Annotated in this window: 27 protein-coding genes; 6 read left to right on the top strand and 21 right to left on the bottom strand. The window is 67.7% G+C overall.

Going from position 1 to position 25925, the window contains the following annotated elements; genetic code table 11:
- Positions 1–19: 19 nt before the first annotated feature.
- The 4 genes from ITJ56_RS15330 to ITJ56_RS15315 all read right to left on the bottom strand — a co-directional run bounded on the left by ITJ56_RS15330 (position 20) and on the right by ITJ56_RS15315 (position 4400).
- Complete coding sequence (locus ITJ56_RS15330) at positions 20–934, bottom strand: carbohydrate ABC transporter permease (RefSeq protein ID WP_194631495.1); 915 nt, start codon at positions 932–934, stop codon at positions 20–22.
- Positions 934–1788: a carbohydrate ABC transporter permease gene (locus tag ITJ56_RS15325; RefSeq protein ID WP_194631523.1), complete on the bottom strand. Its 855-nt coding sequence runs from the start codon at positions 1786–1788 to the stop codon at positions 934–936. The genes ITJ56_RS15330 and ITJ56_RS15325 overlap by 1 nt, the downstream gene beginning before the upstream one ends.
- 123 nt (positions 1789–1911) lie before the next feature.
- A complete protein-coding gene (locus tag ITJ56_RS15320; protein WP_194631494.1) occupies positions 1912–3234 on the bottom strand; it encodes an ABC transporter substrate-binding protein in 1323 nt (440 codons plus the stop codon).
- Between the two features lie 110 nt (positions 3235–3344).
- A complete protein-coding gene (locus ITJ56_RS15315; protein ID WP_194631493.1) occupies positions 3345–4400 on the bottom strand; it encodes a LacI family DNA-binding transcriptional regulator in 1056 nt (351 codons plus the stop codon).
- Between the two features lie 852 nt (positions 4401–5252).
- On the opposite strand from ITJ56_RS15315, the gene ITJ56_RS15310 reads away from it, so the two are divergent.
- Complete coding sequence (locus ITJ56_RS15310; RefSeq protein ID WP_194631492.1) at positions 5253–6446, top strand: ATP-binding protein; 1194 nt, start codon at positions 5253–5255, stop codon at positions 6444–6446.
- 54 nt (positions 6447–6500) lie between these two features.
- Here ITJ56_RS15310 and ITJ56_RS19040 read toward each other — a convergent pair whose 3' ends face one another.
- The 15 genes from ITJ56_RS19040 to ITJ56_RS15235 all read right to left on the bottom strand — a co-directional run bounded on the left by ITJ56_RS19040 (position 6501) and on the right by ITJ56_RS15235 (position 19458).
- Positions 6501–6833, bottom strand: a complete 333-nt coding sequence (locus ITJ56_RS19040) for a DUF4913 domain-containing protein (RefSeq protein WP_323749836.1) — start codon at positions 6831–6833, stop codon at positions 6501–6503.
- 238 nt (positions 6834–7071) lie between these two features.
- Complete coding sequence (locus tag ITJ56_RS15300; protein ID WP_194631490.1) at positions 7072–8697, bottom strand: type IV secretory system conjugative DNA transfer family protein; 1626 nt, start codon at positions 8695–8697, stop codon at positions 7072–7074.
- Positions 8697–9443, bottom strand: coding sequence for an HNH endonuclease family protein (locus tag ITJ56_RS15295; protein ID WP_194631489.1), 747 nt, complete (start codon positions 9441–9443; stop codon positions 8697–8699). Before ITJ56_RS15295 ends, ITJ56_RS15300 begins: the two co-directional genes overlap by 1 nt.
- Complete coding sequence (locus ITJ56_RS15290) at positions 9440–9652, bottom strand: hypothetical protein (RefSeq protein WP_194631488.1); 213 nt, start codon at positions 9650–9652, stop codon at positions 9440–9442. Before ITJ56_RS15290 ends, ITJ56_RS15295 begins: the two co-directional genes overlap by 4 nt.
- An 11-nt stretch (positions 9653–9663) precedes the next feature.
- A complete protein-coding gene (locus ITJ56_RS15285; RefSeq protein WP_228518007.1) occupies positions 9664–10083 on the bottom strand; it encodes a hypothetical protein in 420 nt (139 codons plus the stop codon).
- The gene (locus ITJ56_RS15280) at positions 10050–10355 is read right to left on the bottom strand and encodes a hypothetical protein (RefSeq protein ID WP_194631486.1); all 306 of its coding nucleotides are present in this window, start codon (positions 10353–10355) and stop codon (positions 10050–10052) included. The genes ITJ56_RS15285 and ITJ56_RS15280 overlap by 34 nt, the downstream gene beginning before the upstream one ends.
- A 35-nt stretch (positions 10356–10390) precedes the next feature.
- Positions 10391–11479, bottom strand: coding sequence for a C40 family peptidase (locus ITJ56_RS15275; RefSeq protein WP_194631485.1), 1089 nt, complete (start codon positions 11477–11479; stop codon positions 10391–10393).
- 4 nt (positions 11480–11483) lie between these two features.
- Positions 11484–11942 carry a hypothetical protein gene (locus ITJ56_RS15270; RefSeq protein WP_194631484.1) on the bottom strand — a complete coding sequence of 153 codons (459 nt, stop codon included), beginning with the start codon at positions 11940–11942 and terminating at the stop codon, positions 11484–11486.
- A 4-nt stretch (positions 11943–11946) separates the two neighbouring features.
- The gene (locus ITJ56_RS15265) at positions 11947–13269 is read right to left on the bottom strand and encodes a MinD/ParA family ATP-binding protein (protein WP_228518004.1); all 1323 of its coding nucleotides are present in this window, start codon (positions 13267–13269) and stop codon (positions 11947–11949) included.
- Between the two features lie 26 nt (positions 13270–13295).
- The gene (locus ITJ56_RS15260; RefSeq protein ID WP_194631483.1) at positions 13296–14813 is read right to left on the bottom strand and encodes an ATP-binding protein; all 1518 of its coding nucleotides are present in this window, start codon (positions 14811–14813) and stop codon (positions 13296–13298) included.
- A gap of 82 nt (positions 14814–14895) precedes the next feature.
- The gene (locus ITJ56_RS15255) at positions 14896–16422 is read right to left on the bottom strand and encodes an SCO6880 family protein (protein ID WP_194631482.1); all 1527 of its coding nucleotides are present in this window, start codon (positions 16420–16422) and stop codon (positions 14896–14898) included.
- A complete protein-coding gene (locus tag ITJ56_RS15250) occupies positions 16415–17806 on the bottom strand; it encodes a hypothetical protein (protein WP_194631481.1) in 1392 nt (463 codons plus the stop codon). Before ITJ56_RS15250 ends, ITJ56_RS15255 begins: the two co-directional genes overlap by 8 nt.
- Positions 17785–18561: a hypothetical protein gene (locus tag ITJ56_RS15245; RefSeq protein ID WP_194631480.1), complete on the bottom strand. Its 777-nt coding sequence runs from the start codon at positions 18559–18561 to the stop codon at positions 17785–17787. Before ITJ56_RS15245 ends, ITJ56_RS15250 begins: the two co-directional genes overlap by 22 nt.
- Before the next feature lie 25 nt (positions 18562–18586).
- Positions 18587–18940, bottom strand: a complete 354-nt coding sequence (locus ITJ56_RS15240; RefSeq protein ID WP_194631479.1) for a hypothetical protein — start codon at positions 18938–18940, stop codon at positions 18587–18589.
- Positions 18937–19458 (bottom strand): hypothetical protein, encoded by a 522-nt coding sequence (locus ITJ56_RS15235; protein WP_228518003.1) that lies wholly within the window; start codon positions 19456–19458, stop codon positions 18937–18939. The genes ITJ56_RS15240 and ITJ56_RS15235 overlap by 4 nt, the downstream gene beginning before the upstream one ends.
- Positions 19459–19889: 431 nt before the next feature.
- Between ITJ56_RS15235 and ITJ56_RS15230 the strand changes: the two genes are divergently transcribed.
- From ITJ56_RS15230 to ITJ56_RS15215, 4 genes are all read left to right on the top strand, one after another.
- Positions 19890–20579 (top strand): helix-turn-helix domain-containing protein, encoded by a 690-nt coding sequence (locus ITJ56_RS15230; RefSeq protein WP_194631477.1) that lies wholly within the window; start codon positions 19890–19892, stop codon positions 20577–20579.
- Positions 20576–21094: a hypothetical protein gene (locus tag ITJ56_RS15225; protein ID WP_194631476.1), complete on the top strand. Its 519-nt coding sequence runs from the start codon at positions 20576–20578 to the stop codon at positions 21092–21094. Before ITJ56_RS15230 ends, ITJ56_RS15225 begins: the two co-directional genes overlap by 4 nt.
- Positions 21091–22008 carry a hypothetical protein gene (locus ITJ56_RS15220; protein WP_194631475.1) on the top strand — a complete coding sequence of 306 codons (918 nt, stop codon included), beginning with the start codon at positions 21091–21093 and terminating at the stop codon, positions 22006–22008. The genes ITJ56_RS15225 and ITJ56_RS15220 overlap by 4 nt, the downstream gene beginning before the upstream one ends.
- A gap of 215 nt (positions 22009–22223) precedes the next feature.
- A complete protein-coding gene (locus ITJ56_RS15215) occupies positions 22224–23129 on the top strand; it encodes an alpha/beta hydrolase (RefSeq protein WP_194631474.1) in 906 nt (301 codons plus the stop codon).
- A gap of 371 nt (positions 23130–23500) precedes the next feature.
- On the opposite strand, the gene ITJ56_RS15210 is transcribed toward ITJ56_RS15215, so the two are convergent.
- Positions 23501–23920, bottom strand: a complete 420-nt coding sequence (locus ITJ56_RS15210) for a nuclear transport factor 2 family protein (protein WP_194631473.1) — start codon at positions 23918–23920, stop codon at positions 23501–23503.
- Entirely contained in the window at positions 23917–24927 is a 1011-nt protein-coding gene (locus ITJ56_RS15205; protein WP_228518001.1) for an NADP-dependent oxidoreductase, read from the bottom strand. The genes ITJ56_RS15210 and ITJ56_RS15205 overlap by 4 nt, the downstream gene beginning before the upstream one ends.
- A 90-nt stretch (positions 24928–25017) precedes the next feature.
- Here ITJ56_RS15205 and ITJ56_RS15200 point away from each other — a divergent pair, with 90 nt between their 5' ends.
- Positions 25018–25560: a TetR/AcrR family transcriptional regulator gene (locus ITJ56_RS15200; RefSeq protein ID WP_194631472.1), complete on the top strand. Its 543-nt coding sequence runs from the start codon at positions 25018–25020 to the stop codon at positions 25558–25560.
- The last annotated feature ends 365 nt before the right edge of the window (positions 25561–25925 follow it).

Genomic DNA, 25925 nt, shown 5'->3' with positions numbered 1-25925 from the left:
TTTGATGGGTTGGGAAGGTTCACTTGACCGAGCCGACAGTGACGCCGCGGCTCAGGGTGCGCTGGAAGATCAGGAAGAAGACCAGGGTTGGCAGCAGGGACAGCAGCGACCCGGCGTTGAGTGCCGTGAGGTTGATGCTGTTCTGTCCCTGCAGGGTGGCGAGGGCGATCGGCACGGTCTGCACGGATTGGTCGCTGAGCAGGATGAGCGGGATGTAGAACTCGTTCCACGTCCATACGAAGAAGAACACGACGAGAACGGACAGCGTCGGTCGGAGCACCGGGAACACGACGGACCACAGGATCCGGAAGCGTCCTGCGCCGTCGAGCGCGGCGGCTTCGAGCAGCGACTGCGGGATGGTGCTCATCACGCTCGACAGCAGGTAGGTGCCGAAAGCGGCCTGCAGCACGGTGAACACGATCACGACGCTCCAGATCGTGTTGAACAGTCCGGTCGCCTGCGCCCCGTAGAAGAGCGGGTAGATGAGCGATTCCTGCGGCAGCATCGTCGCCAGCAGGAACACCGCGAGGATCCAGGTGCGACCGCGGATGCGCCCGATCCCGATGCCGTAGCTGGTGACCAGCGCCAGGGCGGTGCCGAGCAGCGCGACGAGCCCCGAGATGACGATCGAGTTGACGAGCGCGCGCGGGTAGTCGACGAGCGACAGGTACTGCTGGAACGCCTCGACGCTGAAGTGTGTCGGCAGCGCGAGCGGGCCGTGTTCGGAGTAGTCGGCTCCGGACTTGAACGCGTTGAGCACGAGGAGCAGCAGCGGCGCCAGCATGAGCAAAGCGAATACCGCGGCGATCGCGAGGACGACCCAGCGGGCGACACCGCGACCGCGGCGGCGCTGCCCACGGCCCTCGACGGGCGGTGTCGTTCGCCCCGCGGCATCGAGGCTGGCCTGATCGGACTTGGACAGTACGGCGCTCATCAGGCGTCCTTTCCCTCGGCGTCGCGGCGCTGCAGCCACATGAGCACGCCCGCGATGACGAAGATGACGATCGACATGACCGTCGCGATGGCGGACCCGTACCCGACCTTCGACAGTTCGAAGAAGTTCCGGTACGAGTAGTACGACGGCACGACAGTGGATCCCTCCGGGCCGCCGCCGGTCAGGATTAGGATCGGCGCGAACACCTTGAGTGCGCCGACGGTGGCGGTGATCACGACCACGAACACCTCGGGCCGGATCTGCGGCAGCGTGATGGCGGTGAAGCGACGCCACCACCCGGCGCCGTCGAGCGACGCCGCCTCGTAGAGCTCGGGGTCGACCCGCTGGAGGGCCGCCATGAACACAACGACCGGGTAGCCGACCTGCAGCCAGACGAGCACGAGCATCACGGCGTAGATGGCGATGTCCGGATTGCCGAGCCAGTCCGGGGGGCTGGTGTCCCCGACGGCGGCCAGCACGCTGTTGAGCAGGCCGTTCTGCGTCGCGAGGACCCAGCTCCACACGAAGCCGGCAACCGCGATCGGCAGGATCTGCGGCAGGTAGTACAGGGCGCGGAGCGTCGCCGCGACCTTCGGACCGAACTCACGGCCCAGATAGTCGAACAGCATCGCGGCGAGCACGAGCCCGATGAGCGTCGGCACCACGACGATGCCGACGATCATGAAGACCGAATTCTTGAACGCCAGCCAGAACTGGGCGTCGCCGAACAGGTCGACGTAGTTGCCGAGCCCGTACCAGCGCATTGGCGCGAGGCCGCCCTTCCACTGGAAGAGGCTGTACCAAATGTTCATCGCGAAGGGAACGAGCACGATGGCGAGCGTGCCGATGATCATCGGCACCAGGTACCACCAGTAGGAGTGCTGGCGGGTGCGCGGTCTGCGGAGCGCGAGTGTCGTCATGACGATCTCCTGACGGGGGCGGGCGCCGGTCCGGCGCCTGCCCGGGTGGGGTCGAGGTCAGCCCTGGTCGACGGTCTTCTTGCCGTCGTCGTAGAAGGACTGGAGCTTGGACAGGTACTCGTCCGCGGTCTCGTTGCCGTTCGACATCGCCGACATGTTGTTCTGGATGAAGTCGAGGAAGCCGGGGACGGGGTAGTCCGGGTAAAAGGTGAGCGTGTCGTCCTTCACGACCTGGTCGAAGCGCTCCGTGTAGGCCTTCGTGACCGGGTCTGAGATCGCGGCGGTGTCACCCGCGAGCGGCAGGCCGCCCAGGTCGCCAATCTTGTTCTGCACTTTCGCGCTCAGCGTCGTGTTGATCCAGTCGTAGGCGAGGTCCTTGTTCGCGGACTTCGCCGGGACGCCCCAGAGGTGCCCGGACGACCCCATCGACATATTCGCGCCGGGCAGCGTGAACGAGCCCCACGGGAACGAGGACTGGTCTTTCACGCGGGCGAACACGCCGTTGTTCCAGATGAGCATCCCGGTCTTGCCACTGAGGAAGTTGACGTTCGCCTGCTCGTAGTTGAGCCCGCCGAGCTCGGTGCCGACGTAACCCTTGTCGATCCAGTCCTGGAACTCCTTCGTCCCCGTCTTCCACGGGTCCTTCGAGAAGTCGACCTTGCCGTTGAGGAACATGAAGTCGTCGATCTGCTTCCGGTCCGCGACGGCCGACACGAGCGAGTACCAGATCCACATCTGGTTGAAGCCCTGGTTGACGGCGGCCGATGACGAGATCGGGGTGATGCCAGCGTCCTTGAGCTTCTGCAGGTCGGTCGTGAACTCGGCCATTGTGGTCGGCTCGTTCGCGATCCCGGCTTGCTGGAACTTGTCCTTGTTGTAGTAGAAGGTGACGTACTCGCCGACGTTCGGGATGCCGTACCAGTTCCCGCTGCCGGCCTTGCCCTGCTGGTCGTACTTCGCGAACGACTGCATGGACCCGGTCACCTTGTCGTCCCAGCCGTACTTCTTCACTGCGTCGTCGAGGTTTTCCAGCAGGCCTTGGCTGGCGAGCTGCCCGCCGTCGGCGTTGCCCTTGTTGAACTCCACGACGTCGGGCACCTTGTTGCCGCCGAGCACGAGCTTCGCGTTCTTGCGGAACCCGTCGAAGCTCGTCGTCTGGAACTTGACGGTGACGTCGGGGTGCTTCTTCTTGAAAATGTCGAGCGCGAGCTGCCATCCCTGGCCCTGCGCAGTGGTCTTGTCCTCGTACTGCAGGATCGTGAAGGTCTTGCCGTCGGAGCCCGATCCGGACGCGCTGCAGCCGGTGAGGGCGGCCGCGGTGATTGCGATCGTGGCGATGGCGGCGGCCCGGAAAGACCGTCGTCGCGTGATGCGGTGCATGGTGCAGCTCCTTTGCTGGTGTCGTGGCGGCGCGCGCAAGGGCGCATGCGACCACCGCGACGTGCGGTGCTCGTCGCGTTCGGGTGGGTGTGCGGGTGCGTGGTGCGGGATCAGGGCGGATCGCGCGGCGGACTCACCGAGCAGCGGATCACGAGGGGACAGTGCATGCGCAGGCCGACGGGTTCGCTCCCGCGCTCCGTCGAGCCACCGATGCGGTCGAGGATCCGTTCGACCGCCCACTCCCCCATCGCGCGGTGCGGGAGCTGCATGGTAGTGAGCCCCGGATCAAGCGCCTCGGCGACGAACTCCTGGTTGTCGAAGCCGACGATGGACAAATCGGTGGGCACGACGAGCCCGAGCGAGCGGGCGACCTGGTAGAAGCCCACGGCGATCTGGTCACCGAAGCAGAACACCGCGGTGGGGCGGCGGTCCACTGGCCGGTCGAGCAGCTCCCGGGCCGGCGCGATCCCGTGGGCGGTCGCCGCGTCGGCGGCCGTCACCATCAGATCGGGATCGACCGGGAGGCCCGCGTCGGCCAGGGCGCGCATGTACCCGCGGGTGCGTAGCGCGTCCGCGATCGGGTAGGCACTGACCGTGCAGAAACCGATGCGGCGGTGCCCCGCCTCGATGAGGTGCGTCACCGCGTCGCGCGCGCCACGTTCCTCGTCGGGGACGACGAAGTCGGCGGCGGGGAGCGCGGAGGCGTCCTCCGTCTCGGGTCGCCCGTCGAGCAGCACCACCGGTGTCGTCGCCGGAACCCGCGGTGTCTCGACTGTGCGGTGGTAGGTGGCTGCCACGATGAGGCCGTCGACGTTCCGCTGCATCAGGGACTGCACCGCGGTCGTCTGCAGGTCCTCGTCGCCGCCGGTGTCGACGAGCATGAGCACGTAGCCGCGCCGCCACGCCGCTTCCTGGGCTCCGGCGAGCATCGCGCTCGAGAATGGGACGGTCGCGACACGATCGGAGACGAGGCCGATGGTCTGCGTCTGCTTCGACTTGAGGGAACGCGCGAGCTGGTTCGGGACGTAGCCGAACGCGTCGGCGAGCTCCCGGATGCGGAGAGCGACGTCGCGATTCACGCGACCGGCGTCGCGGTCGTTGAGCACAAGCGAGACAGACGACACGGACACGCCCACCTGGGCGGCGATGTCCTTCATCGTCAGCATGTCGCTCCTTCGCGTCGATCGGTTGACGGGGGCCGTCAATCGATTGATGCGACGGTAGGAGCGTCAAACGCGTTGACGCAAAACGCTGTTACCGAATCGTGACGAAGACGACGACAGGTGGGCCGGTGTGCCCCGGCCCGTCTGCCTCGACGGCGCACGAGCGCCGTCGTCCTCCTGGGCACATCTCGTTGAACAGGTCCGGGTCCGGGCCGGTCCCTTCGGTCGAGGACGACGAGTAGACCTCACTGACCACCCCGCCCCTGACCGTGGTCGCGGAGTCGTTCGAGCCGATAGGGGCGCGGGCTGCGGATCTGCTCCTCCCACGGCTCCGGGACCAGCACGTCCGCGTGGAGCACTCCATCCTGACGCGTGGGTCCACACTCGGATTGCCAGCGCGTGGCTCTTCGAGCTAACGCAGAGTTCGACGATCCGCACAGATCAGGTGCGTGCCGATGATCGCGGTCGTGCCCACTACGCGCACGACGGCGCCTCCGCTCAGTGACAACGGCCGCCGGTGGGCGCTCACTGCGACTGTCCGGCTCCAAGCCGGGACTCGCGGTCATCGCCTCCGTGACCTAACGCACGTTATCGGCCAAAGTACGATTGGGGTCGCCCCTGGCGTTCCACCGACTCGGGTCCGATCCCCCTCCCGCGGCGCATCTGGGCGTGATGCGTGATTGCCGCTGCGGTGTTCGAGGGGGCCTGAGCTTTGCACTGGGTTCGAGCGTCGAGGTGCGGGCGTCGGCGGCACCCAGAGGGGTGGTCTCCGTGCGCTGCCCGCGCACCAGGTATCGCGATTGTGATCGATAGCAGTGGATTGAAATTTTCCAATAGTGGACTATCGTTGGTTACATGCTTCCCGAGCAGAACCCGTACAGTCCTGGTTCCGGCCGCCGTCCCCCCGAGCTAGTTGGCCGGACAGGCGAGCTCAAAGCCTTCGACACGCTTCGCGCGAGGGTGACGAACGGGCTGGGCGATCGCGGGGTGGTGCTCACCGGCCTCCGTGGCGTTGGCAAGACCGTTCTCCTGAACGAGATGCACCGAATGGCGGACTCCTTCGAGTGGCTGACCGTCCGGATCGAAGCGCGCCGCGATGAGGCAGGGGCGAAAGCGGTGCGCCGAGCGCTCGCACGCGAGCTCGTCGTCTCCGCGCGCAAGCTCACGCGCACCTCCTTGACAGCGCGAATGCGCGAAGCGCTTGGAACCATCTCGTCGTTCAACGCGAAGGTCGGCGCAACAGGCATCGAACTCGGCGTCGAGCGCAGCATGGGCCGGGCCGATTCGGGAGACGCTGAAGTCGATCTCCTCGAGCTGGTGGAGGATGTTTCCACTGCGCTCGGAGAACGTCGGCGAGCGTTCGGCGTCTTCGTCGATGAGATGCAGGACCTTGATGCAGAAACGATGGGAGCACTGATCGCCGCCCAGCACGCAGCTAACCAACGTGACTGGCCGTTCTACATCATCGCCGCAGGCCTCCCCAACCTGCCCCGGGTGCTCACCGAGACCCGCTCGTACGCCGAGCGGCTGTTCAACTACCGCCAGATCGGCAAGTTCAGCCGCGAAGACGCCGCCCAAGCGCTCCGCGAACCAGCGGAACGCCTCGGGGCCGAGTATGCGCCGCACGCGCTCGAGATCCTCCTCGACGCCGCTGGCGGCTATCCCTACTTCATCCAGGAGTACGGGCAAGCAGCATGGAACCTTTCCTCGGACCGTCTCGTCACGGACGCGGACGCGACTGCCGCGGTGCAATACGGCACCGAACAACTCGACGCCGGGTTTTTCCGATCTCGGTGGCAACGCGCAACCCGGTCGGAGCGGCGCATGCTGCACGCCATGGCTGCCGATGGTGAGGGCCCTTCCCCCACTTCGTTCGTCGCCCAGCGCATGGGTATCCAGCCCAGCAGTCTTGGCCCCTACCGAGCCGCGCTTATCAACAAGGGGCTGGTGTACGCGCCCGAGCACGGACAGATCGCCTTCACCGTCCCCGGTATGGCTGGCTACGTCGACCGCCACCACGACGAGCTCGACGACAGTTCAGACGACTGAACTCCGGCTGACACAGACGAAACGCAGGTTTCCGGCTACCCGCCGTGTCTAAGCTCAAAACAGCGTGACGTCGTCCGCAGGGACCTCGACCACGATCGGTAGCGGCTTGTTGTCGTTGTCCGCGAGGTGGCCGGCCTTGTTGCAGGCGCGGAACGGTCCCTGCTGCTTGTCGAAGAGGACCCGGGCGTGGTGGTCCCAGTGCTGCACCCACCAGGCTGACTTCGCGCCCTTGTCCTCGTGCATCCGCTCGACTGCCTGCTGGTACGCCTTCCACGCAACGTAGAGCCGCTGGACGACCTCGGGGTGCTTCCACCACTCCGGGCACCAGGCGGGCTGCTGTGCGATCGGCTGCTGGTACGCCTCGACCTGCCCGATCTGCTCGGACACCCACTGCAGGAACGCTGCGCGCGGATCTTGCCTCGGCCTCCGACCCGGCGAGCTAGTCGGATCGGCAGAGGTCGCACCGGCGGGCAAGACCTCCCCCGTCCCGGGATCCGCCGGCGGAGCGTCGTCATCGTCCGGCGGCGACGGGACATCGTGGTCGTCGTACGGCGGAGGCACATCCCCACCTCCACCGCCCGTATGACCGTTGCCGGGGCCGTACCCGGCGGGCCACTGGTCGGGATCAAACGGGCTCGACACGACCAGTCCCATTCGACGTTGACGGGTGCGGAGCCGGGGTCTTCTTCGCCTTGACGATCTTTCCGTTCTTCACCTCGCGGCCCTCGATCATCGCCGTGAGGACCTTGTCGAGGAACCACGGGCGGGTGCGGATCAGCACCGGGCCGACGTCGGTTGCGTCGAACACGGCTCGCCACTTCGGCAGGTGCGCCAGCACGTCGGGCGGGAGGATCGGCTTCGACCGCGCAGTGCGGGAGTTCGTCGCTCCGCCACGGCCGTAGGACGTGTTGGTGGTCCACTCGTCGTAGGGGCCGATGCTCTCCGAGAACCGCTTGAGGAACGGCGATTGCGTCGACTCTCCGCCGCCGTACACGCGAATGGACGATGCGCTCCAGAGGGTGTCGGCGCCTTCGTTGCCGAACACGCGGACGATTTGTCCCCACGACTGGAAGTACATGCCGAGGATCAGCCCCATCGAGCCGTAGAACGACACCACGTCGGGCAGTTCCGGCCAGGGGACGATGTTCGCGACCTCGTCGAGTTCGAACACGATCGGCGTCGTGATGCGGCCGCCATCGGCCGCCGCCGCACGCTCTCCTGCGCGGGCGATCGACCGCACCAGTGCCGCGACGAACGCGCCACCGGATCCGGGTCCGTTGCGGGAGATCAGGACCGCGGTGTCGGTGCTGTGGACGAAGGCTTCCGAGTTGAACTTCCGTACGCCCGGCGCGCTTGTCCACGCCAGCAGATTGTCGTTGGCGATCGCCGACGCCATGCGCTGGGCGGTAGCGTAGACGCTGCCGCGGGTCTTGTCGGGTTGCCCCTGCAGGCCGATCAATGCCGACGCCGGGCCAGTCTGGCTGTGCTTCTGCATGATCGCGCGGATCTCCAGGTGCTCCTGCTTCGTGATCCAGCTGTAGACCTGGCCAAGCCCGGTGCCCTCGAGCTTCGCGGCGAGGAGTGCGTAGGCGAACAGGTCGCGGCCCTGGGAGTCGAACTGGGCATCGCTCTTGCTGTCGGCGTCCCTGGTGCTGGCCTCGAAGATCGCGGCGAGCTCCTGCGCGGTGGTGAGGTCTTCGATGTCCCAGAGCGGGTCGTAGGTGAAGTCGGGGCGCTGGTCGCGTCGGTATACCTGCGTTGGGTCGTACACCCACGCGTCACCCTTGCGCTTCCGCCCGGCAAGCACTTCCTTCACACCGTCGACCTTGTTCGAGGTCATCACGGCGGCGCCGGGTGCCTCGAGCACGTGCCGCACGACCGACCCGGTGGTCTTGCCGCGGCCGGGACCGAAGATGTAGATCGCGATGTCGCGCCATCCCTGCCACACCCATGCCGAGTTCGTCCCGACGAGGGTGCCGATCTTCTGCCCGGGTGGCAGGTCGACCGCGTTGGGGTGCAACTGCTGCGCATCCTTCCGGCGACGTGGGTGCAGCACCGGTGCGAGGTTGTTGCCCGCGCGGAGGTGTCGCTGCATCCGGTCCACCGGATTGCTGCCTCGCCTGCGCAGCAGGAAGAGCACCCCGCCGGCGAGGACGAGCACCACCACGGCGACGATCAGCGGGTTCCCCCACCAGGGCCACTGCAGCTGCTCGATCGCGGTCTGGAACGGGTCCGGTGTCGTCGTCTTCATTAGCTGCTCCCCTTGCTCATGCATCCGGTGAGAGTGCGGTCGAGTACGTGTTCGTCGGCGGTGGCGATCGACAGTCGCCATTTCCTAGCCACGCTCACGAACGACGCCGCGTAGCTGCAGGCGTCGGCGGTGTTCGCCGGCATCCACTCCCCCGGCCCGGAGCCGGACTTGTCTTCGTTCGCGTGCCCGTAGACGTCGTCGAGGTTCGTCGCCTGGTCGTTGGCGAACAGCTCCCGCTGCTTGGCCGTCCACGACGCGGCGTCGTGCCGCCATGCGTAGGACAACGGGATTCGGTGGTCGATCTGCACGGCCAGGCTCGACGTGTTCCCACGCTCGAACGGGATCATTCGCCCTGTGTACGGGTCGTGGAGCGTCCCGGAGAGCACCACGCTCCCGTTGGTGCCCGGCTTCGTCACAACGGCTGTGAGGTCCCGTCGGAGGACGTCGTTGCGGGTGTCACAGCCGTTGAGGTCGGTGTCGGCCCACGCCGGCCCGAACGCGTCCCGGTCGTAGTGCGCTGGCACGTAGGCGTCGGAGACCGGCAGTGCCCGGAGCTCGCGCAGTGCCTCCGCCGCCGGCGCCACGGACACCGTGCTCGAGGTGGATGGCCCCGCCGTCGACGGCAACACGCTCCCACCGGCAGCGGTGCCCTGGTGGAGGTACGGCGCGGCGATCGCGGCGATGCCGGCGGCCGCGACGAGGGCGGCCACCCTGACGAGCTGCTGCTGCTGCACTCGTCGTCTCATCGGAGGTCCCCTTGCCGGGCGGCTGCTTCGGCTTCGGCGACGATCCGCCGGACCCGGCGGCGTGACAGGCCCGATGCCTCCGCGGCGCCCTTCTGCCCCAGGACCTCGACGGCTGCCACGATCGTGGCGTCCCGGTCCCGGCGGGCCTCCTTGTAGGTGTCGACGACGTCGCGCACCGTCTCCGCGACACCGGACATGGTGCGGCTCATCCCGGCCATGCTCACCACGTCCGTCCGGTCCAGAGCGCCACCGCCGGCACTTGCCGCAGTCCCGGCCCGTCGAGTTCCGGGCCGCCGGCGAACCGGGCCACTGGTTCCGCCGGGACGAGCGCAGCGAGCTGGTCGAGGATCACGGCGACACTGCAGGCATCCTCGTTCAGTGCGGCGACGAGGCGGTAGCGGTGGCCCGGCTGGTACTGCAGTAGGTCGACGGTGTGCTCCGTCCCGGTGAGAGCGAGGAGGTTCGGCGGTGTCTCCCGATCGAGCGCGGAGAACGGGGCGCCGTACGGGGCCGTGTGGCCTCGCCACACGATCGTCGTCCCCGCCTCAAGGGACGCGAGGTCCTCGAGCATTACCGCGGCCGCGTCGACGAGCGGCTGCACGGCCGTCACGACGTCGCCCCGTCCCGGTCGATCGCCCACCAGACGGTGACCGTCACGATCGCCATGAGGCCCGCCGTAAGGACCCCGGCCAACAGGAACCCGGCCGGGGTCCACGCGGCCTGCCACGCGCCTGCAGCGGCCCCGGAACCCATGCTGGGTGTCACGAACGCGAGGCCGCTCGCAGCCAGCAGGGCGAGGATCCACAGCGCGATCCCGCCGGCGAATCCCACGCCGGCGTTGCGCACCAAGACCAGCCCACGGCGCCGCCACACGGGCCGAGGTGCGTTCTCGTACAGTCGTCCGTCGCTCATCGTGTGCTCCTTCGTCTGCTCGTTCGCTCGGTGGTTTAGAGGCCGTCGACGGGGCGCCAGACCTGGTCGTTTGGGGTGCCCCAGACCTTCTGGATCTTCACGACGTCGCCGGGCTTCGGAGCGGCGATCATCATGTCGCCGCCGAGGCTGATTCCGACGTGCCAGGCGTCGTTGCCGCCCCAGAAGATGAGGTCGCCGGGCTGCGCTTCGGACAGGGGGTGCATCTGCCCTCGAGCGACGCCGTTGCGCCACTGGGTGGTCGCGGAGTGGCCAGCGTCGATGTTGATGCCGATCTGCGCGTAGGCGACCTTCGTCAGCCCGGAGCAGTCCCACACGTTCGGGCCGGCGCCGCCGAGGACGTAGTCCTCGCCCAGCTGCTCCTTCGCGAACGCGATGACCTGGTTGATCTTCGCCGCGTGCGGCCCGGTCGCGGGCTGCTCACCCGCGGCGAGGACGTTCTTCGTCCCGCCGGCGCCACCACCGGCCGCGGCACCTGCGCCGGCGGTGCAGCTGGGGCCCTCGTTGGTCTGCGAGACCGTGGAGACGGTGACGCCGGAGAGGGCGTTCAACATCTCGACCGCGTACGCCGACTTCGTCGCGTACGCATCCGGGAACGCGGACCCCTCGACCGCTTGCGCGGCCTCGCCGGGGCTCATGGTGTCCCAGCCGGGCACCTTCACCAGGCGCTCGTAGAACAGGTTGATCGCGTAGTCGATGTCAGTGACCTGCGCGAGGGTGCCCCACCCCATCGAAGGGCGCATCTGGAACAGGCCGGCGGAGTCGCGGTCGCCGCCGGAGAGGTTGTTGAGGGTGGACTCCGTCATCGCCGCCATGAGTGCGGTCTGCTGCGCGTGCCGGGTCAGGCCCCGCTCCTTGCCGATCGAGATGATCGCCGCGGCGTTCTTCACCTGATCACCGGAGTACGGGCCGACCTTCGCCGGCAGGGTGCCCTTCTGCACGGACATGGCGGGGCCGGACACGGTGCCGGCGGCACCGCAGGTGGCGGCCGCGGCCTGGTCGTCGTCACCGGCGCCGGTGATGATCGTGAACAGCAGCACGACGACCATGACGACGCCGATGATCGGTGCGAGCGCGGCGACCGCGAGCATCCCACCCTTACCCACGCGCTCACTTCCCCGCGTTGATGTAGGACGCCAGCCAGGGACCAGCCTTGGTGTCGCGGTGCAGGGTCACCGTGACCGGGCCGCCCGTCGACGCCGTGAACTGGAACGCCTGGTCCGTCGACGTCTGCTGATCCCCGACCGGCTGCCCGTCGTCGTGGACGCCGGCGCAGAGCACGTTCCCCGGTCGCACGGCCGAGTACAGCTGCCACACCTCCGGCGTCAGGTACGGGGTGAGCGAGCGCTGCCACGCGTTCTTCGCCTTGTCGGGCTGGCAGAACCGGTCCGCGACGGCGTACGCGATCTCCTTCGACGTCGGCGCGGCCGAGCGCGTCGGGATCGGCGTCGACGACGTCGCCCGGTTGGTGTGCGTGTGCTGCAGCTCGTAGACGACCTTCACCACGACCACGGCCGCGACGAGGACCACCGCGACCGCGAGGACCGCGAGCACCCGCTTCCACGTCATCGGACTACAGCCCCTTCGCGACGGCGGCGCCGGCGGCGAGCCAGGCGAGCTTGGTGGACTCCTGCAGGGCGTCGAAGTTGATGATCCGCGCCTTCAGCCCCGCGTCGTACGGGATCGTCAGGACATCGCGGCCGAGGCCGGCGCCCTTGAAGCGGCGCACCTGCTCGGTCACCTTCTCGGGCTTCACGTCGCTGGTCTCCACGCCGACGATCACCACGGCGTTCTCGGCGAGCTCCCGGTAGCGGCCGCCGGCGTCGACGAGCTGCTCGAGCAGGAGCGCTGCGGACTCGCACCACTTGTCGTCGGTGGTCGTCGGGACGACGAGCTGATCCGTACGGTCCAGGCCCGCGAGCCACATCGGGTCGGTCTCGTCGTTGCCGGAGTCGATGAGCACCAGGCGGTAGAACTTCGCCAGCACCTTGTGCACCCGGTCGACCGTCTCGGCGCCGAACCGCTGCTCGGCCGCGAGGATGTCGGGCTTGGACTTCAGGACGTCGTACCGGTCACGGGTCTGGTGGTGCACGTACTCGGCCATGTCCGCGGACCGAGCCTCGGTACCCAACAGCCGGTCGATCTCCGGCAGCAGGTCCAGCACGGACGCATCGTGACGGGCGGCCTCCGTCGACCAACCGAGCGTGCCACGGGTCTGGTTGTTGTCCCATGCCACGGTCGCCGCACCGGAGTGCCGAGTCAGGACGGTCGACAGGCACACCGTGGCGAGGGTCTTTCCTGCCCCGCCCTTGCCGTTGGCGAGCATGATCGTGCGCGGGCCGACGTGGTGCTGGCTGACCAGGTGCACCTGCTCCCGGTGCAGCCGCTCCGCAGCCGACGGCGCCATGCGCAGCCCGAGACCGCTGAGAAACCCGCGGAACCCGGTCGTTGCGGGCTCTTCCACCTGCTCCTGCGTGAGGAACGACTGCCGCGCCTCCCGACGCGTTACGTGGGCCTCATCAGCCACCGCGACGGTCGGCGGCGACACGGGCAGGGCGACAGGGGCTGCGGCGGTTTCCTGGCCGCGGTCCCCGGCGGCCGCGGAGAGCCACGGTGACGTCGACGCCTCCGCCGGCGGGTCGTCGAGGCCGCCGTCAACGGTGCCGGTGACGGGGGCGATCGCGCCGTGGCCGTCGATGCTGAAGAGGGTGTCCTGTCCGGTGGCGCGGTCGTGGCTACGAACGACGACGGCGGCGCCGAGGTTCCCGGCGACGTCGCGGAGCCAGTCCATCGCGTCCGGGTAGGCAGTGTCGTCGGTGAAGGTGGCATCGCCGATTGTCAGGGTCCCCTGATCGGCGATGAGGGTGTAGTCGACGTGCACGGTGCTGCTGGGCATGATCGGTCGTCCTGTCTCTTCAGTCGTTACTGCTGGTACCGGTTGTCGGTGTCGTGGACGGCCATCTGGGTGGCGGTGCGGAGCATCTTGACCGGGATCCCGACGCGCTCGGAGATCTTCAGCAGCACCTTCCCGGCTCCGGGAGGGGCACCCTTAGCGCCCTTCTGCCGGCGGGAGCCGATCCAGTCCTTGGACTGGGAGAACGAGGCGACCATGCTGATTTCCTTCGGCGTCAACGGCCGCGCCTTGCTCAGCTCGAGCAGGTCATCGCGGCTGAGACCCATCAGCAGCAGCAGGCCGGAGCGTTCGATGAAGCCCTTGGCCTTCTCCCGGTCGTACGCGTTCGGCAGCGAGAGCAGGTCCTTCGGCGAGTGGGTGATCTTCAGCTCCGCGGTGCCGACGCTGCGGTTCGTGCGGGAGAGGGAGTCAACGAGGTCGACCATCCCTTCACAGGCCCGCAGCGGGTACCAAAACTCGTCCATCAGGGTCGTGTAACCGCCCCAGGTGATCGCCGGCGTGTACTGCTGGCCCTCGTCGGCGGCTTCCTGCTGCTTGCGCTTCTCGTGCTGCGCGAGCTCCCAGTGCGCGTCGATCGCGTCCATGCCGAGCGACCAGGTCGACAGCATCGCGGCGGAGAGCAGTTCGGTGTCGGACTCGTGGATCGAGGACGTGTCGAAGCAGAACCCGCCCGGGTTGCCGGGGGTGAACTCCACCGAGTTCGTGCCGGAGAGTATCTGCCCCATCTCCCCGGTCAGCAGCGACCGGAGGGTCTGTCCGAGCCGCTTGTACTCGACGTGGAACTCGTCCGCCGTGGTGGTGCCGGTCCGCTGCAGCACCAGGTCCGACGGGTGGTCGAAGACGCGGATCAGGTCCGCGGTCACCGGCACGTCGTTCGGGCCGGCGGCACGCAGGATGGTGTCCACCAGCGCCTCGAGCGCGGTCTTCTCGAAGTCCTTCACCGGTTCGTCTCGGCCGCGGCTGATCCGGACGACCAGCTTCACCAGGTTGATCGTCTTCGCCCGCGCCAGGATCAGCAGTTCCTCGCCGACCTGTCCGCCGATCTGGCGGGCCGCGTAGCCGAGGGGGCCGGGCGACAGCAGGTTCAGTTGGTGGCGGGCGCGGGGACCCATCGAGAACACGGTTCCGCCGAGCTCCTCGATCCACGGCACGTGCTCACCCTTGATCGGGTCGAACACCGCCGGGGTGAGGCCACGGCCGACCTGGCCACCGAGGAGCGTCTGCGCGGTGCTGGACTTACCCAGCCCGTTCAACCCGAACAGCATCGCTGACGGGGAGGAGATCACGTTCGCCCGGTAGAGGGCGTCGTGGTCGGTGCAGACCGCTGAGTGGGTGTGCATGTCGCGGCCGAGCGGGGAACCGTTGATCGGTCGTCCCGTGCCGGCACCGAACGGGTAGATCCCGCACACCTGCACGCTCGTTGCGAACCACCGTGGCGGCTGCGGGATCTGCTCCCACCCGCCACCACCGGGTCCGAAGAACCCCGACGGGGTCAACGTCTGCGTCTTCGTCGATTCGCGAGTCATGAGCGCATCTCCTGTGTCGGCACCGTGTGGCGCACATCGGGTGTGCCGAGGGTGCAGTGGTTGGGACCTTCGTTGTGCTGCATCATTCGGTCCGATCGGTGACGCTCTGCATGGCGGTGGCGTACTCCCACGGCAGGACGCCGATCGGGAGGGTGGAGTGGAACGCTGCGGAGGTGTCGGTTTCGATGAACCGGTACGAGATGTTCGTGCCATTGAAGATCTGCTTCAGCTCGCTGATCGCGTTGTTGATGCTGCGCTTGGTGGGGACGAAGGTGACGGTGACCTCGATCGCGAACGCTGTCATCGCAGCCCCCGTCATCAGGTCGACTTCGGTCTTCTGTGCCAGCGTCTCCCGGCGCTTCTCGATCTCGTTGTCTTCCCCGCGGACGCCCCGACTGTTGCGTTTGGCGTTGCCGCGCATCTTCTTCGCGAGCTTGAACGCTTTGCCGGGGTCCACGGGGCCGTAGAACACCGCGGCACGCTTGCGGAGGAACTTCCCGTTCGGGCGGAACAACCGGTTCAGCAGATCCTCGGTGATCAGCGCCTGCGGTGGGGCGACCATCATCGCCGTGATCGATGCGACCCCGTCGTGGTAGCAAATCCGCCGGGCGCTGTCGTCGAACTCGTCCGGGCCCGCCTGGGTGACCCGCATGTGGAACGGGTTGCCGGTGAGCTCGTCGGAGCCGTACTCACGGGCCCGCTCCGGTAGGTACGCCACCCGCACCGCGCGGGCGAGCTCACTGCTGGTGGCCACGACCGGTGAGCCGGCGCCTGCTTCGGCGAGCCCTTCCCGGTGGTAGGGCAGCTTCGCTGCGATATCGGCTGCTGCTTCCTCGACGTCGTCGGCGAGCTTGTTCACGTTCCACACCACGGAGGCGAACACCTCCACGTCCGCGTACGTGCCTGACAGTGCCCGTGCGCCCTCGCGGAGCTGGCGTTGCGCGGCTTCCGGTGCGTTCGGGGAGACCTCGTTGTCGATCTTCTGCACGAGCGGTTCGATGGACTCCTGCGCGGAATCGACCACGATCACGGCGCCCTCGATCGCGGTGTCCTGCGACAGGGACGCGATCCACCCGCCGAACGAGGACACCTGCGAGTCGATGCTGTCCTGCGGCAGCAGCGCGGTGCCATCGGGGTGGCAAGAGAACGTCGCGGAGAGCAGCGGCTTCCGGGAGTTCTTCCGGTGGTGCAGGAGCACGTACTCCTCCCCCTCCCCGTCGGCGCCGGTGATCTCGTCGAGGTCGGCCAGCATCCCGGGTAGCGCCGTCAGCGACTCGGGGGGCAACTTCGTGAACAGGCCCGTCTTGTACCTGTTCGTGCCGGCGCGATCGCGCTTGGCGTTCACGTGCCGGTCCCACAGCGTCGCCGCGGCGGTGCGGCCCGAGGTCGGGTCGCCCCACCGGACGATGAACACAGCGTTCAGGGCGATGCCCGCGAGCGGGGCGAGGATCGCCCCGGCCCACCAGGCGACGCTGACGCAGACAACACCGACCATTACGCCGCCGAGCAGCATCGCCCAGCCGAAGAATGTCAGCCCGCCGAGGGTGCCCTTCGTGGACGGCAACCAGTTCCCGAACCGGATGCGTTCCTTCTGCGCTGTCTCACTCACTGATCATTCCTTCCGCCGTGGCCGGTGCATCGCCCGCGCCACTCGCGACGACCTGAGTGGCCGCCAATGAAGCCTTCGACCCGGCCGACTGGCCCGAGTCCGGCGACGCTCCGCCCACAACCGACCCACCATCGGGACCGCCGCTACCGCTCCCGGCGCCGCTGCTGGTAGTCGCGCCGCCGGCACTGTTGCCGCTGTCTGCTGGTGCGCCGGTGGCACCGCCGTCACCGACCATCCCGCCGGCACCATCACCACCGGAGGACCCGGCATCGCTGTTGCCCCCACCCGCGACCGGGCTCGAGTCACTACCGCCGGCGCCTCCGCCGCCACCGGAGGCGGCAACTTCGCCGCCTCCCGCGACACCGCCAGCAGCACCGCTACCGGCACCTGCGCCCGCACCTGCGCCGGCTGCGCCGGCACCCGATGCGCCCGCGGATGCGCCGCCCGTGGCGACGGCCGCGCCGACGGCGACACCTGCCTGGACCACGCCCGCGGCGACACCCATCGCCATCGCCCCGCCGATCGCGGATCCGAGCGCGCCCGATGCCGGGACGAGCAGGCGCATGATCGCCGGGAGTGCGATCACGGCGAGGCCGATCAGCATGAGCCCGTAGATGACACCGCCGGCACCGTCCTGGCCGTTCTTCAACCGCCAGGCGAATGCGTAGATCGATGCGGCGAGGGGGCTGTAGATGATGAACGCGATGATCCAGGCAGTGATCTTCTCGAAAGCCTGCTCACCCCGTCGGAGCACCGCGTACGCGGCGCTGACCTGCCAGAACGCGTTTAGCAGCAGCATCAGCGCCTGCCGGACGAACATGATAACCCACTGGATCCCGACCGCGAGCACGCCCAGCAGGCCGAAGATCAGCGCCAACCCCGGTGACGACGTCGCGAACGCTGCATCGACGTAGCCAGCGGTGGCCGTTGTCCCGGAAACCTTGAGGATCCACTGCCCGTACGCATCCCCGCCCCAGACGAAGATCTGGATTGCCGCGGTGCCGAGGGTGATGACAGCCACGGCCTTCCCGAGTGCCGCCATCGCCTCTTGGAACGGCTCGCCGCGGTGGGAGTACATCACCCGCGCGCCGGCGACGACCAGGCCCAACGTGAGCAGCACGATCGTGATCGGCAGTGTGGTGTCCTGGAACCAGGACGTGGCCTTGTTGTCGAGATCCACCTTGAAGCTCGCCCCGACCCAGCTGGTCAGGAACTGCTTCATGATGTCGTCGTACGCAGCGAACATCGTCTCGGCGGCCTGCTTGAAACCGTTCGATGCGGCTGACGATGCTGCGGCTCCCACACCTTGCTTGACCGCGCAGAGCGCCGGGCTCGCGATGCAGAGGGCGGTGTCTCCTGGGTTCACGATTTCGTCCCCGTCCATTTGATGAAGTCCCCGTCGCTCGGCGTTGTGCCGGTGTTCGAGGTGGCCCCGTTGTCGAGGACGGCGATCTTCCAGTCGTCGTCGACCCAGACGATCGTCATCGGCATGCCGTAGTAGCCCGTCGACGAGCTCGGGTACGAGTACACGAGCGTCAGCTCAACCCGGTCCTTCGCGAACGCGTCAATGGAGAAGCCAGCCGGGTTCATCCCCGAGGAGCGCATCTGTTGGGGATCCGACTGCTGCGGTGCGACCTCGAGGCTCTTCTTCTTGCCAGCGGAATCGGCGATGTAGAAGTCCAGCGAGTCCGCCGCGGAGTGCGTGCCGTACTGGTCGTAGATCGCGGTTGTTGCCGCGAGTGCCGCTCCGAGCGGCGAACGAGCGAAGCAGGCATCGAACCCGTCGACGGTCTTCGTGGGACCGACGGACTTGGATACCGGCCACGTAAGCCCCTCCTGCCCGGTCTTCCAGGTGAGGTCGGACGGGACCTTCGGCGTCGACGATGTGTCGGTGACCTTCACGTTGCACGGACCGTCCGCGGCCGCCGACGTGCTCGAGGTCGGAGCAGGCTTGCTCGCGGTCCCCTGGTCGCCGGTGTTCGCGGGAGCGAATACGCCGAGCAGGGTGGAGATCAGCACGACGATGATGACCAGGACGAGAACCATGACCGCGGCGATCCCGGCGGGCTTGGAGTTCCAGCCACGCTTGAGCGCTGCGCCGAAGCCTCGACGGTTGGTGTAGCGATTGGACGGTGCCATGACGGCCTCCCGGGGTTGGTGTCGGTTACGCGCTGGGGATCGTCTTGCAGTTCGCCGACACGGACCCGAGGAAGATCGATGCCACCCCCGAGGCCGCGCCGATCAGGGCTGCGCCGCCGATCCACCAGCCGAGACCCTTGAGGGTCTCGCCACCGTCGTGGCGGCGGCCGGAGAAGAACATGCCGATGCCGAGGATGATGAGCGCGATGATGCCGAGGGCGATCGCGGCGATGCGGGTCCAGAGGGTGGCGGTGTCGAGGGCGTCCTGCGCCTTCCCCGGCAGGCAGTAGGCCTGCGCGACGACCATGCCGGCGCGGTTGGTGGCGTCGAAAGCGCGCGGTGACTTCGCGACGACGGCGTAGATGGCGTTGCTGATCATTCGGCCTTCTCCTTGATTGACTGCGCCCCCAGGAGCGCCTTGGTGACCCGTTGCACGGGACGGGCGAGCTGCCCGGCCAACGCAGGGGAGATTTCTGCCACCGCCCGGAGGCGTGGAAGCCACGGCACCGGCACGACCCGTACGGCGCCCGCGAGCACGCGCTGCTCACGCGCGGCGGCCGGGACCGGCTTGCCGGGAGCATCGGCAACGACGAGAACCGCGTCGACCGCGGCCGGACCGAGCGAGTGGATCGCGGCCTTGGTCGCGTCGATGCCAGCGGGTGTCGACCGGCAGACCAGCACGACCGGGCCCTGCAGCTCGTTCGTGAGCTGCGCTTCGGGCAGGTCGAGCAGCTGCGCCCAGGTGCTCACACCGGCGCCGGGGTGCACGCCCACGATCGACGTTTGCTGCGCGGCGACTGCCGGCGGGAGGTCTGTCCGGCCGGGGCCAGCCCAGGAGCCTGCGTCAGCGCCCTCGGCGACGGAGCTGCCGTCGAGCCGGAGGACCACCTTGGTCACTAGCTGACCGTCAGTCACGACGACGCGTACGGGCGCCGTCGCGTTCACCATCTGAGCGACAGCGTCGAGAAGGGTTCGTCGGACGTCCTCCCCCGGTGCAACGGTGAGCACGTCGCCGTCAACTGCCCACATCGGGCCGAACGCGTGCGTCACGGCGACCGGTGGGACGAGCTCCGCTGTGCACTCGGTGCAGTACCTGGTCCCGAGTTTCGCGCTCCCGCATTGCGGGCAGGTTCGAGCGCTGTCGCCACCGGGGGTCAGCGAAGGATCGGACCAGTCCGAGCTTGCTGCGGCGAGGTTCGCCATCGTGTGCCTCCAACGGGGGGTAAAAGAACGCTCCTCGCAGTATGCCCTATTTAGAGCTACGCGGTTGACGGAATGCTCTAAGTCAGGCGTAGCACGTTCCCCCAGTACGCCAATAGGGTCGTCGCGTGGGTAGACAGGGCAGCGGTGAACCGAACGAGTTCTCGAGGGCATTCGTTGACGCGGTCGACGACCTCCGCATCCGCCGAGGCATCACGACTCCGGCCCTCATCGCGCAGGCTGGATTCAGCCGCGGCTACTACTACAAGCGCACCCGCGGCGAGACCTCCTTCAACACGAACGACGTGCAGACGCTCGCCGAAGCGCTCGGTGTGTCGGTCGGCGAGCTTCTCGAACCGGCTATCACCGAGATGGAGCGGCTGCACGCTCCGAAGGACGAACGTCTGAAACCTGCGCTCCTCGGTTACCGGCTTCGAAAGCTCGTCGCTCTGCACGTCGCCCGCACACCCGCTCCCCCTGTCGACGGCGCTGTGCGTGCCGCACTCGCGAAGCGAGGACGTCTCCTGGCCGGCGCCGACTGGGACCGTCTGCTCGCCGGAGAGCCGACAGACGTGACCAGTGATGACCTGCGTGCAATCGCGGACTTCTTCGATGTGCCATCGGAGTACCTGCTGCGTAGCGCACTCCCCGGCGTCGTCGATCTCGTCGACGCACGGCTGGAAGTGGAAATCGCCTTGGCAGAGACTGGTGTGGGGATCGCAGCGCGCTCGGTCAACGCAGCATCTCCGGCCGAGCTCCTGGCGATCGCCGAAGCGATCCGCGCCGCGGCGCCGAACGAGCGAGGAGGTACTGAATGAAGAAGATCCGGACGCAACGACTTACCACCCAGCTTGCTGAGGACGCTATCGCCAGGCTGTCCCTGCCCGCCGGCCCACTCACGTTCGAGACGCTGCGAACGGCCGTGTCGACCTGGCTCGGCAAGCCGCTCATCATCGATCCGCTGAACTCGCTCCCTCCGCGTGACCACCCCGCGAGTGTGACGGGTCTGTACCTCGACACCGCAGACGCCGGACGGGTGTACTTCCACCCTGACGATCCCCGCCTCTACCAGCTGTTCGTGATCCTGCACGAGTTCATGCACATTGCCGCCGGACACGGAGGGTGCCACGTGCCTGTCGAGGTGATGGAGCGGGGCTATGCCGGCGTGACCGCGGAGATCACCGCGGCGCGGGCACGCGTTCCGGTGCGGACCTCCCTCGAGGACGCTGACGCTGTCGACGTCGAGGAGATCGTGGCGGAGCGCGGAGCGATGCTCCTGCTCGAACGCCTCCAGAAGTCCACGCTGTCTGCAAGCGAGGAAGCCTTCGCGTGATCCCAGCTGCGTTCTGGGCTGCCGTTGGACTCCTGCTCCTCCGCGTCAATGCGATCGGTAGCGCAGCGCGACGTCCGGCGTTCCTCGCCGCAGCCCTGGCCGTCGTCGGGATCGCCACGGTGGGCGTCGTCTGGCCCGTCGAGCACATCGATGCGCTCTTGGGCGACGTCAACGCGATCGACTTGATCCAGGTACTCGCAGCGACGGCAGCGTTCTGGTTCCTGCGGGACGCCACACGCGCTCACGCTGGCTCGGAAGCCCGATCGCGCCTGCCCATCCTGATCACCGTGCTCATCGCGGAGACGGCCACCTTCATCGCGATCCCCGATCACAACGGGGAACCGACGACCTACATCCACGAGCACCTGCAGTACCCGGCCACGTGGGCGCACATCGTCATCTACATGGTTGCGATGGGCTGGTTCGCCGCCGACTCCATCGGCGTGCTTCTGCCCCAGCCGCGCGGTGTGAACATCCTGTTCATCATCGGCTTTGCGCTCGTGGTACTCGCGATCATCGCCGAGCTCGTCGACGTCACCAGAGTGTTCATCGACGGACAGCAAACCCCCTTCTCGCGGGCGATGCTCGTCGTGTTCAACAGCCTCTTCTACCCCGGCATCGTCGCCATCGGTGTCGCACACGGATGGCGGACCCTACGCCGGCTCATCACTGTCCTCGGGTGGCGCCTAATCTCGCTCCGCTTGCTCGTCATGTCAGCCCGCGACCAGAGCGCCGGCAGGCTGTCGTTGCGCCTCCGGGGCAGCGCTGAGGTTGTCGCAGCGCAGCGGTACATCGAGCTCCGCGACAAGATCGTCGCCGGCCGCCTCGAGGTCACAGAACAAGAGCAGCGCTACTTACAGCGCGTCGACGAACGGCTCGCGAAGGGAGTTACGGCATGGGCGTTATCGGTGTAGCAGCAGGGGCGGCGACCCTGACGGTCATCGCGGCGGCGACTGCAGCGGGCGTGGTGGTCGCGAAGAAGGCAATTCACCCGCGGCCGAAGCGAACCGTCACCGTCGTCGCCGTCGACTCCGCCAGCATCACCGTCCCATCGGACGAGCAGACTCGGTGCCCTGGTGAGTACCGCGTGTACTTCCACGACGGCCAGCACAGCGTCCTTGTCGGGGAGGTGCTCGACGACGACGGCCGTCACGTCCGCCGGACCATCCTGGGCGAACCCGCGATCGTCCCGGCAGCGAAGGACACGCTCGTCTGGAGCGGATACCTCCTCGACACACCAGCAGCCGTGTCGTCCTCCTTTGAGGAGGTTGCGATCACCGCCGACGGCGACACCCGGAAGGCGTGGTACTTCCCCGTCGACGGCGCCACCACCTGGGCCATCCACGTGCACGGGATCCACTCGGGCCGGCAAGCCATCCTCCGCGCAGTACCCGACACCCTCTCCGCCGGCATGAGCTCCCTCGTCATCGGATACCGCGGCGACATCGAAGACGGCCGCGGCCTGCCCGCGACGTTCGGCACAGACGAGTGGCACGACCTGGACGCGGCGATGCGCCACGCTGTCGACCACGGAGCCGAGCGCCTGGTGCTCGTCGGATGGTCAATGGGCGCGACGATCGCTCTCCACGCGGCCGCGCGCTCCACCCTCCGCAACCGGATCGACGCCATGATCCTGGTCTGCCCAGCACTCGACTGGTTCGCCGCCCTGCGTGCCGGCGCATCCAAGGCAGGCTTCCCGGGGTTCCTTGGGTCCCTGGGCGCCCTCACTCTCACGATCCCGGGTCTCGCCCGCTTCGCCGGCCTCCGGAAAGCCATCCCCATGCGCTGGATGCGCCCGACCCCGCCACCTGGGCTGCCGACCCTCCTTCTCCACAGCTCCGGCGACCGCGACGTCCCTCTCGAGGTGTCCAAACGCTTCGCTGCCAAGCCCGGCGCTACGGCCACCCTCGTGGAGATCGCACCCTGCCCGCACGGTATGGAGCTGAACCGCGAACCCGAGATGTTCCATGGCTCAATTGCCCGTTTCCTCTCCCAGGCTTCTGCTTTATCTAAGGCGCCTCGGCTGCACGGGTAAGGCACGCTTGTACCGGTTGGAGCTACGTCACCGGCAGCTGGGTCGAACGCGACACCCTCGACGCACCCGTCGGCCCCAACCGCAACCGCAACCGCACGTATACGCCGGCGATGGCCAACCCTCCCTACGGCGCGAATGCCCTTCACCTCCTGTTCAACCTCGGGGCGTTGCTTTACGCAACTAACGGTGCTCTGGTGAGGGTCCCTGGCCGGATACGCGGCCGGTGCCGTGAGTGAATTGGCCTGCAACCCAGCGACGACTGTTGCTGGTGTCGCGACCGGCGGGGCTGGAGTCCCAACAGCGATGGTTTCTCTACCGTTGTCAAGGACCTACCCGGGAGCGCGACGGGTCGCTCGCGCGCTCCCGTGCGGTCAGTGTGGGAGCGGTGAATTGTCGAAGGAGATGAGGAGTGTTTCGATGCTCCACATCCCCTCGGTCACCCTGAGCACGAAGGTGGCCGTGCCCGTGGCGACGATGACAGGCGCGGCGTCATGGGCGGCGATCAGGGTCAGGTAGGCGGTCGCCCGGGTTGTCTCGTTCGAGGTGCCCGAGATGCTGATGTTCGTCAGCACGTGACGCTGCTGGACCGGTGGGCCGTCCGGGGGTCTGGAAACGAAGTCGATGATGGCGTCTCGTCCGCGGAGTGGGCCGATGACGACTTGGGACCCGATCGCGAACGTCCACTCTGCTTCGACACGATGCAACCCGGCGAGGGCGTCGTGGTCGTGCGCGTCGAGCGTCGAGCCGTATCGCGCAATGACCTGCTGGATCTCGTGTGTCGTAGAGCTCATGCGACGGTGAGGACGATCTTGCCCTGGAGGTGGCCTTCGGCGGCCCGCTCGTGCGCAAGTTGCGCGTCGGCCAGCGGGTAGGTGCTGTCGATAGCGACTCGAACGGTCCCCGTGTCGAGGAGCTCGGCGAGCTCGGCGAGTTGAGCCCCGCTCGCTCGCACCTGCGTGCTCGACACGTAGACGCCCTCCGCCGCGGCCCGCTCGGGGTCCACTGGCCCGAAAAAGACCGGGAAGAGCGCACCACCACGCGTGACGTTCGCGATGAACCGGCCCGTATCCGCCCCGCCGACGCTGTCAAGGACGAGGTCGAACACCTCGCCCGAGTCCTCGGGGGAAGTGACGGTGTAGTCGAGGACCTCGTCCGCCCCGAGCTGCTCGAGGAAGGATCGATGCGCTCCCGACGCGACCGCGAGGACGTGAGCGCCCTTCCACTTGGCCAGCTGGACAGCGATGTGCCCCACCCCGCCGGCGGCACCGTTAATCATCACCCGGGTCCCCTCGTGCAAAGGCACCGGATGATGCAGCTCCGCCTGGAACGGCGGCACCGTGTCGTGGCCGCGCTCGATGAGGAACTGCCAGGCCGTCAGCCCCGCCATCGGTGCGGCGGCCGCGTGGACGTGATCGATGCTCGCGGGCTTCCGCGCCAGATCGGTCGCCGGTGCCGCGACGAACTCCGCGTAGGCGTTCGCAAGGCTGTCCGGGAAGCGGATCAGGCCGAAGACCTCATCTCCAGGCTCGAAGTCCGTGACATCAGGCGCGACCGCGTCGATCACGCCGGAGATGTCCGAGCCCAGTATCAGAGGATAGGAGAACACGGGCCGCCATTCCTCCGGCACATTCGTCATGCCCTCCCGCACGTACCAGTCCGGCGGGTTGAGCCCGATCGCGTGGACCCGGACGAGGACCTCGCCCGGCTGCAGCTCCGGCCGAGTCACCTGCTCGTATCGCAGGACCTCCGGCCCGCCCGCGCTGTGGATCTGGACTGCATGCATCATTGGCTCGGTCATCGGGCTCTCCTGTGGTCGTCTACACTGGCGAAGTGGACCAGTGGTCCGAATATATGGAGCAGTGGTCCGAATAGCAAATGAGGTGACCTGATGCGAGCGGATGCCCGCAAGAACCACGACGCCCTCCTGGAGGCGGCCGCCGCCGTCTTCGCCGACCAGGGCGCCGACGCATCCCTCCGCGTCATCGCCCGTCGCGCCGACGTCGGCCTAGCGACGCTGCTCCGGAACTTCCCGACCCGGGATGCCTTGCTGGAGGTGCTGCTGCGCAACGGCTTCACGGAACTAGCCACGCAGGGGCAGGCCTTGATGACGGCTGCGGATCCCCGCGCCGCGCTTCTCATCTGGTTGCGGCAGTTCGTCGAATCTGCAGACGTCTACGGCGGCGTCGTCGAGGTCATGGCGGCTGCGATCGAGAACCCTGATTCGGCACTGCATGCGGCGTGCGTCGAGATGAGGGCGTCGGGCGCCCACTTGCTCGCGCGTGCACAGCAGGCCGGAGTCGCTCGATCGGACCTGGACGGCGCAGACCTGTTCCTCCTCGCCGCCGGTTTCGCGTGGACGCGCGGCCAAGCGTCCTCACCCGCCCGCCGCGAGCACATTCTCGACGTGCAGCTCGCATCGCTCGTGACGTGAACGCCAGCTTGTATCGTGACGAACACCCATGGCCGGCGGAAAACGCGGAGTAGTTGGTTCACGTTCGACCACGGTTGATCGCGATGAGACCGCGTCGAACCGGCTGAACGCCGTGTGTTCCGCCCCGAGTCTGATGGAGGCTCTCAATCCACGGGAGGATGAGAGTCATGGGAGCACCGAGGAAGTACCCGGAGGAGCTTCGGGAGCGATCGGTCCGGCTCGCAGTGGAAGCACGCCGCGGTCCGAGCACCAGAGCTGGCGCGTTGCGTCGGATCGGTGAGCAGTTGGGGCCGTATTCAACCGGTCGTCGCAACAGTGGTCTGTTGGCTCGAGCGTAGTTGGTCGGCGAAGACCTCAGCAGGAGT

This window comes from Curtobacterium sp. VKM Ac-1376, assembly GCF_015351025.1.
Taxonomy (GTDB): Bacteria; Actinomycetota; Actinomycetes; order Actinomycetales; family Microbacteriaceae; genus Curtobacterium.
Note: the sequence above shows the minus strand (reverse complement) of the source record. Positions and strands in the feature narration are given on the sequence as shown.

Excerpts from the sequence above, each read along its gene's own strand:
- ITJ56_RS15205 (WP_228518001.1), bottom strand. The coding sequence starts at position 24,927 with ATGACCGAGCCAATGATGCATGCAGTCCAGATCCACAGCGCGGGCGGG.
- ITJ56_RS15240 (WP_194631479.1), bottom strand. The coding sequence starts at position 18,940 with ATGATCAGCAACGCCATCTACGCCGTCGTCGCGAAGTCACCGCGCGCT.
- ITJ56_RS15300 (WP_194631490.1), bottom strand. The coding sequence starts at position 8,697 with ATGAAGACGACGACACCGGACCCGTTCCAGACCGCGATCGAGCAGCTG.
- ITJ56_RS15260 (WP_194631483.1), bottom strand. The coding sequence starts at position 14,813 with ATGACTCGCGAATCGACGAAGACGCAGACGTTGACCCCGTCGGGGTTC.
- ITJ56_RS15320 (WP_194631494.1), bottom strand. The coding sequence starts at position 3,234 with ATGCACCGCATCACGCGACGACGGTCTTTCCGGGCCGCCGCCATCGCC.
- ITJ56_RS15200 (WP_194631472.1), top strand. The coding sequence starts at position 25,018 with ATGCGAGCGGATGCCCGCAAGAACCACGACGCCCTCCTGGAGGCGGCC.
- ITJ56_RS15325 (WP_194631523.1), bottom strand. The coding sequence starts at position 1,788 with ATGATCATCGGCACGCTCGCCATCGTGCTCGTTCCCTTCGCGATGAAC.
- ITJ56_RS15310 (WP_194631492.1), top strand. The coding sequence starts at position 5,253 with ATGCTTCCCGAGCAGAACCCGTACAGTCCTGGTTCCGGCCGCCGTCCC.
- ITJ56_RS15290 (WP_194631488.1), bottom strand. The coding sequence starts at position 9,652 with ATGAGCCGCACCATGTCCGGTGTCGCGGAGACGGTGCGCGACGTCGTC.
- ITJ56_RS15270 (WP_194631484.1), bottom strand. The coding sequence starts at position 11,942 with ATGACGTGGAAGCGGGTGCTCGCGGTCCTCGCGGTCGCGGTGGTCCTC.
- ITJ56_RS15245 (WP_194631480.1), bottom strand. The coding sequence starts at position 18,561 with ATGGCACCGTCCAATCGCTACACCAACCGTCGAGGCTTCGGCGCAGCG.
- ITJ56_RS15295 (WP_194631489.1), bottom strand. The coding sequence starts at position 9,443 with ATGAGACGACGAGTGCAGCAGCAGCAGCTCGTCAGGGTGGCCGCCCTC.
- ITJ56_RS15250 (WP_194631481.1), bottom strand. The coding sequence starts at position 17,806 with ATGGACGGGGACGAAATCGTGAACCCAGGAGACACCGCCCTCTGCATC.
- ITJ56_RS15315 (WP_194631493.1), bottom strand. The coding sequence starts at position 4,400 with ATGCTGACGATGAAGGACATCGCCGCCCAGGTGGGCGTGTCCGTGTCG.
- ITJ56_RS15280 (WP_194631486.1), bottom strand. The coding sequence starts at position 10,355 with ATGAGCGACGGACGACTGTACGAGAACGCACCTCGGCCCGTGTGGCGG.
- ITJ56_RS15265 (WP_228518004.1), bottom strand. The coding sequence starts at position 13,269 with ATGCCCAGCAGCACCGTGCACGTCGACTACACCCTCATCGCCGATCAG.
- ITJ56_RS15225 (WP_194631476.1), top strand. The coding sequence starts at position 20,576 with ATGAAGAAGATCCGGACGCAACGACTTACCACCCAGCTTGCTGAGGAC.
- ITJ56_RS15210 (WP_194631473.1), bottom strand. The coding sequence starts at position 23,920 with ATGAGCTCTACGACACACGAGATCCAGCAGGTCATTGCGCGATACGGC.
- ITJ56_RS15330 (WP_194631495.1), bottom strand. The coding sequence starts at position 934 with ATGAGCGCCGTACTGTCCAAGTCCGATCAGGCCAGCCTCGATGCCGCG.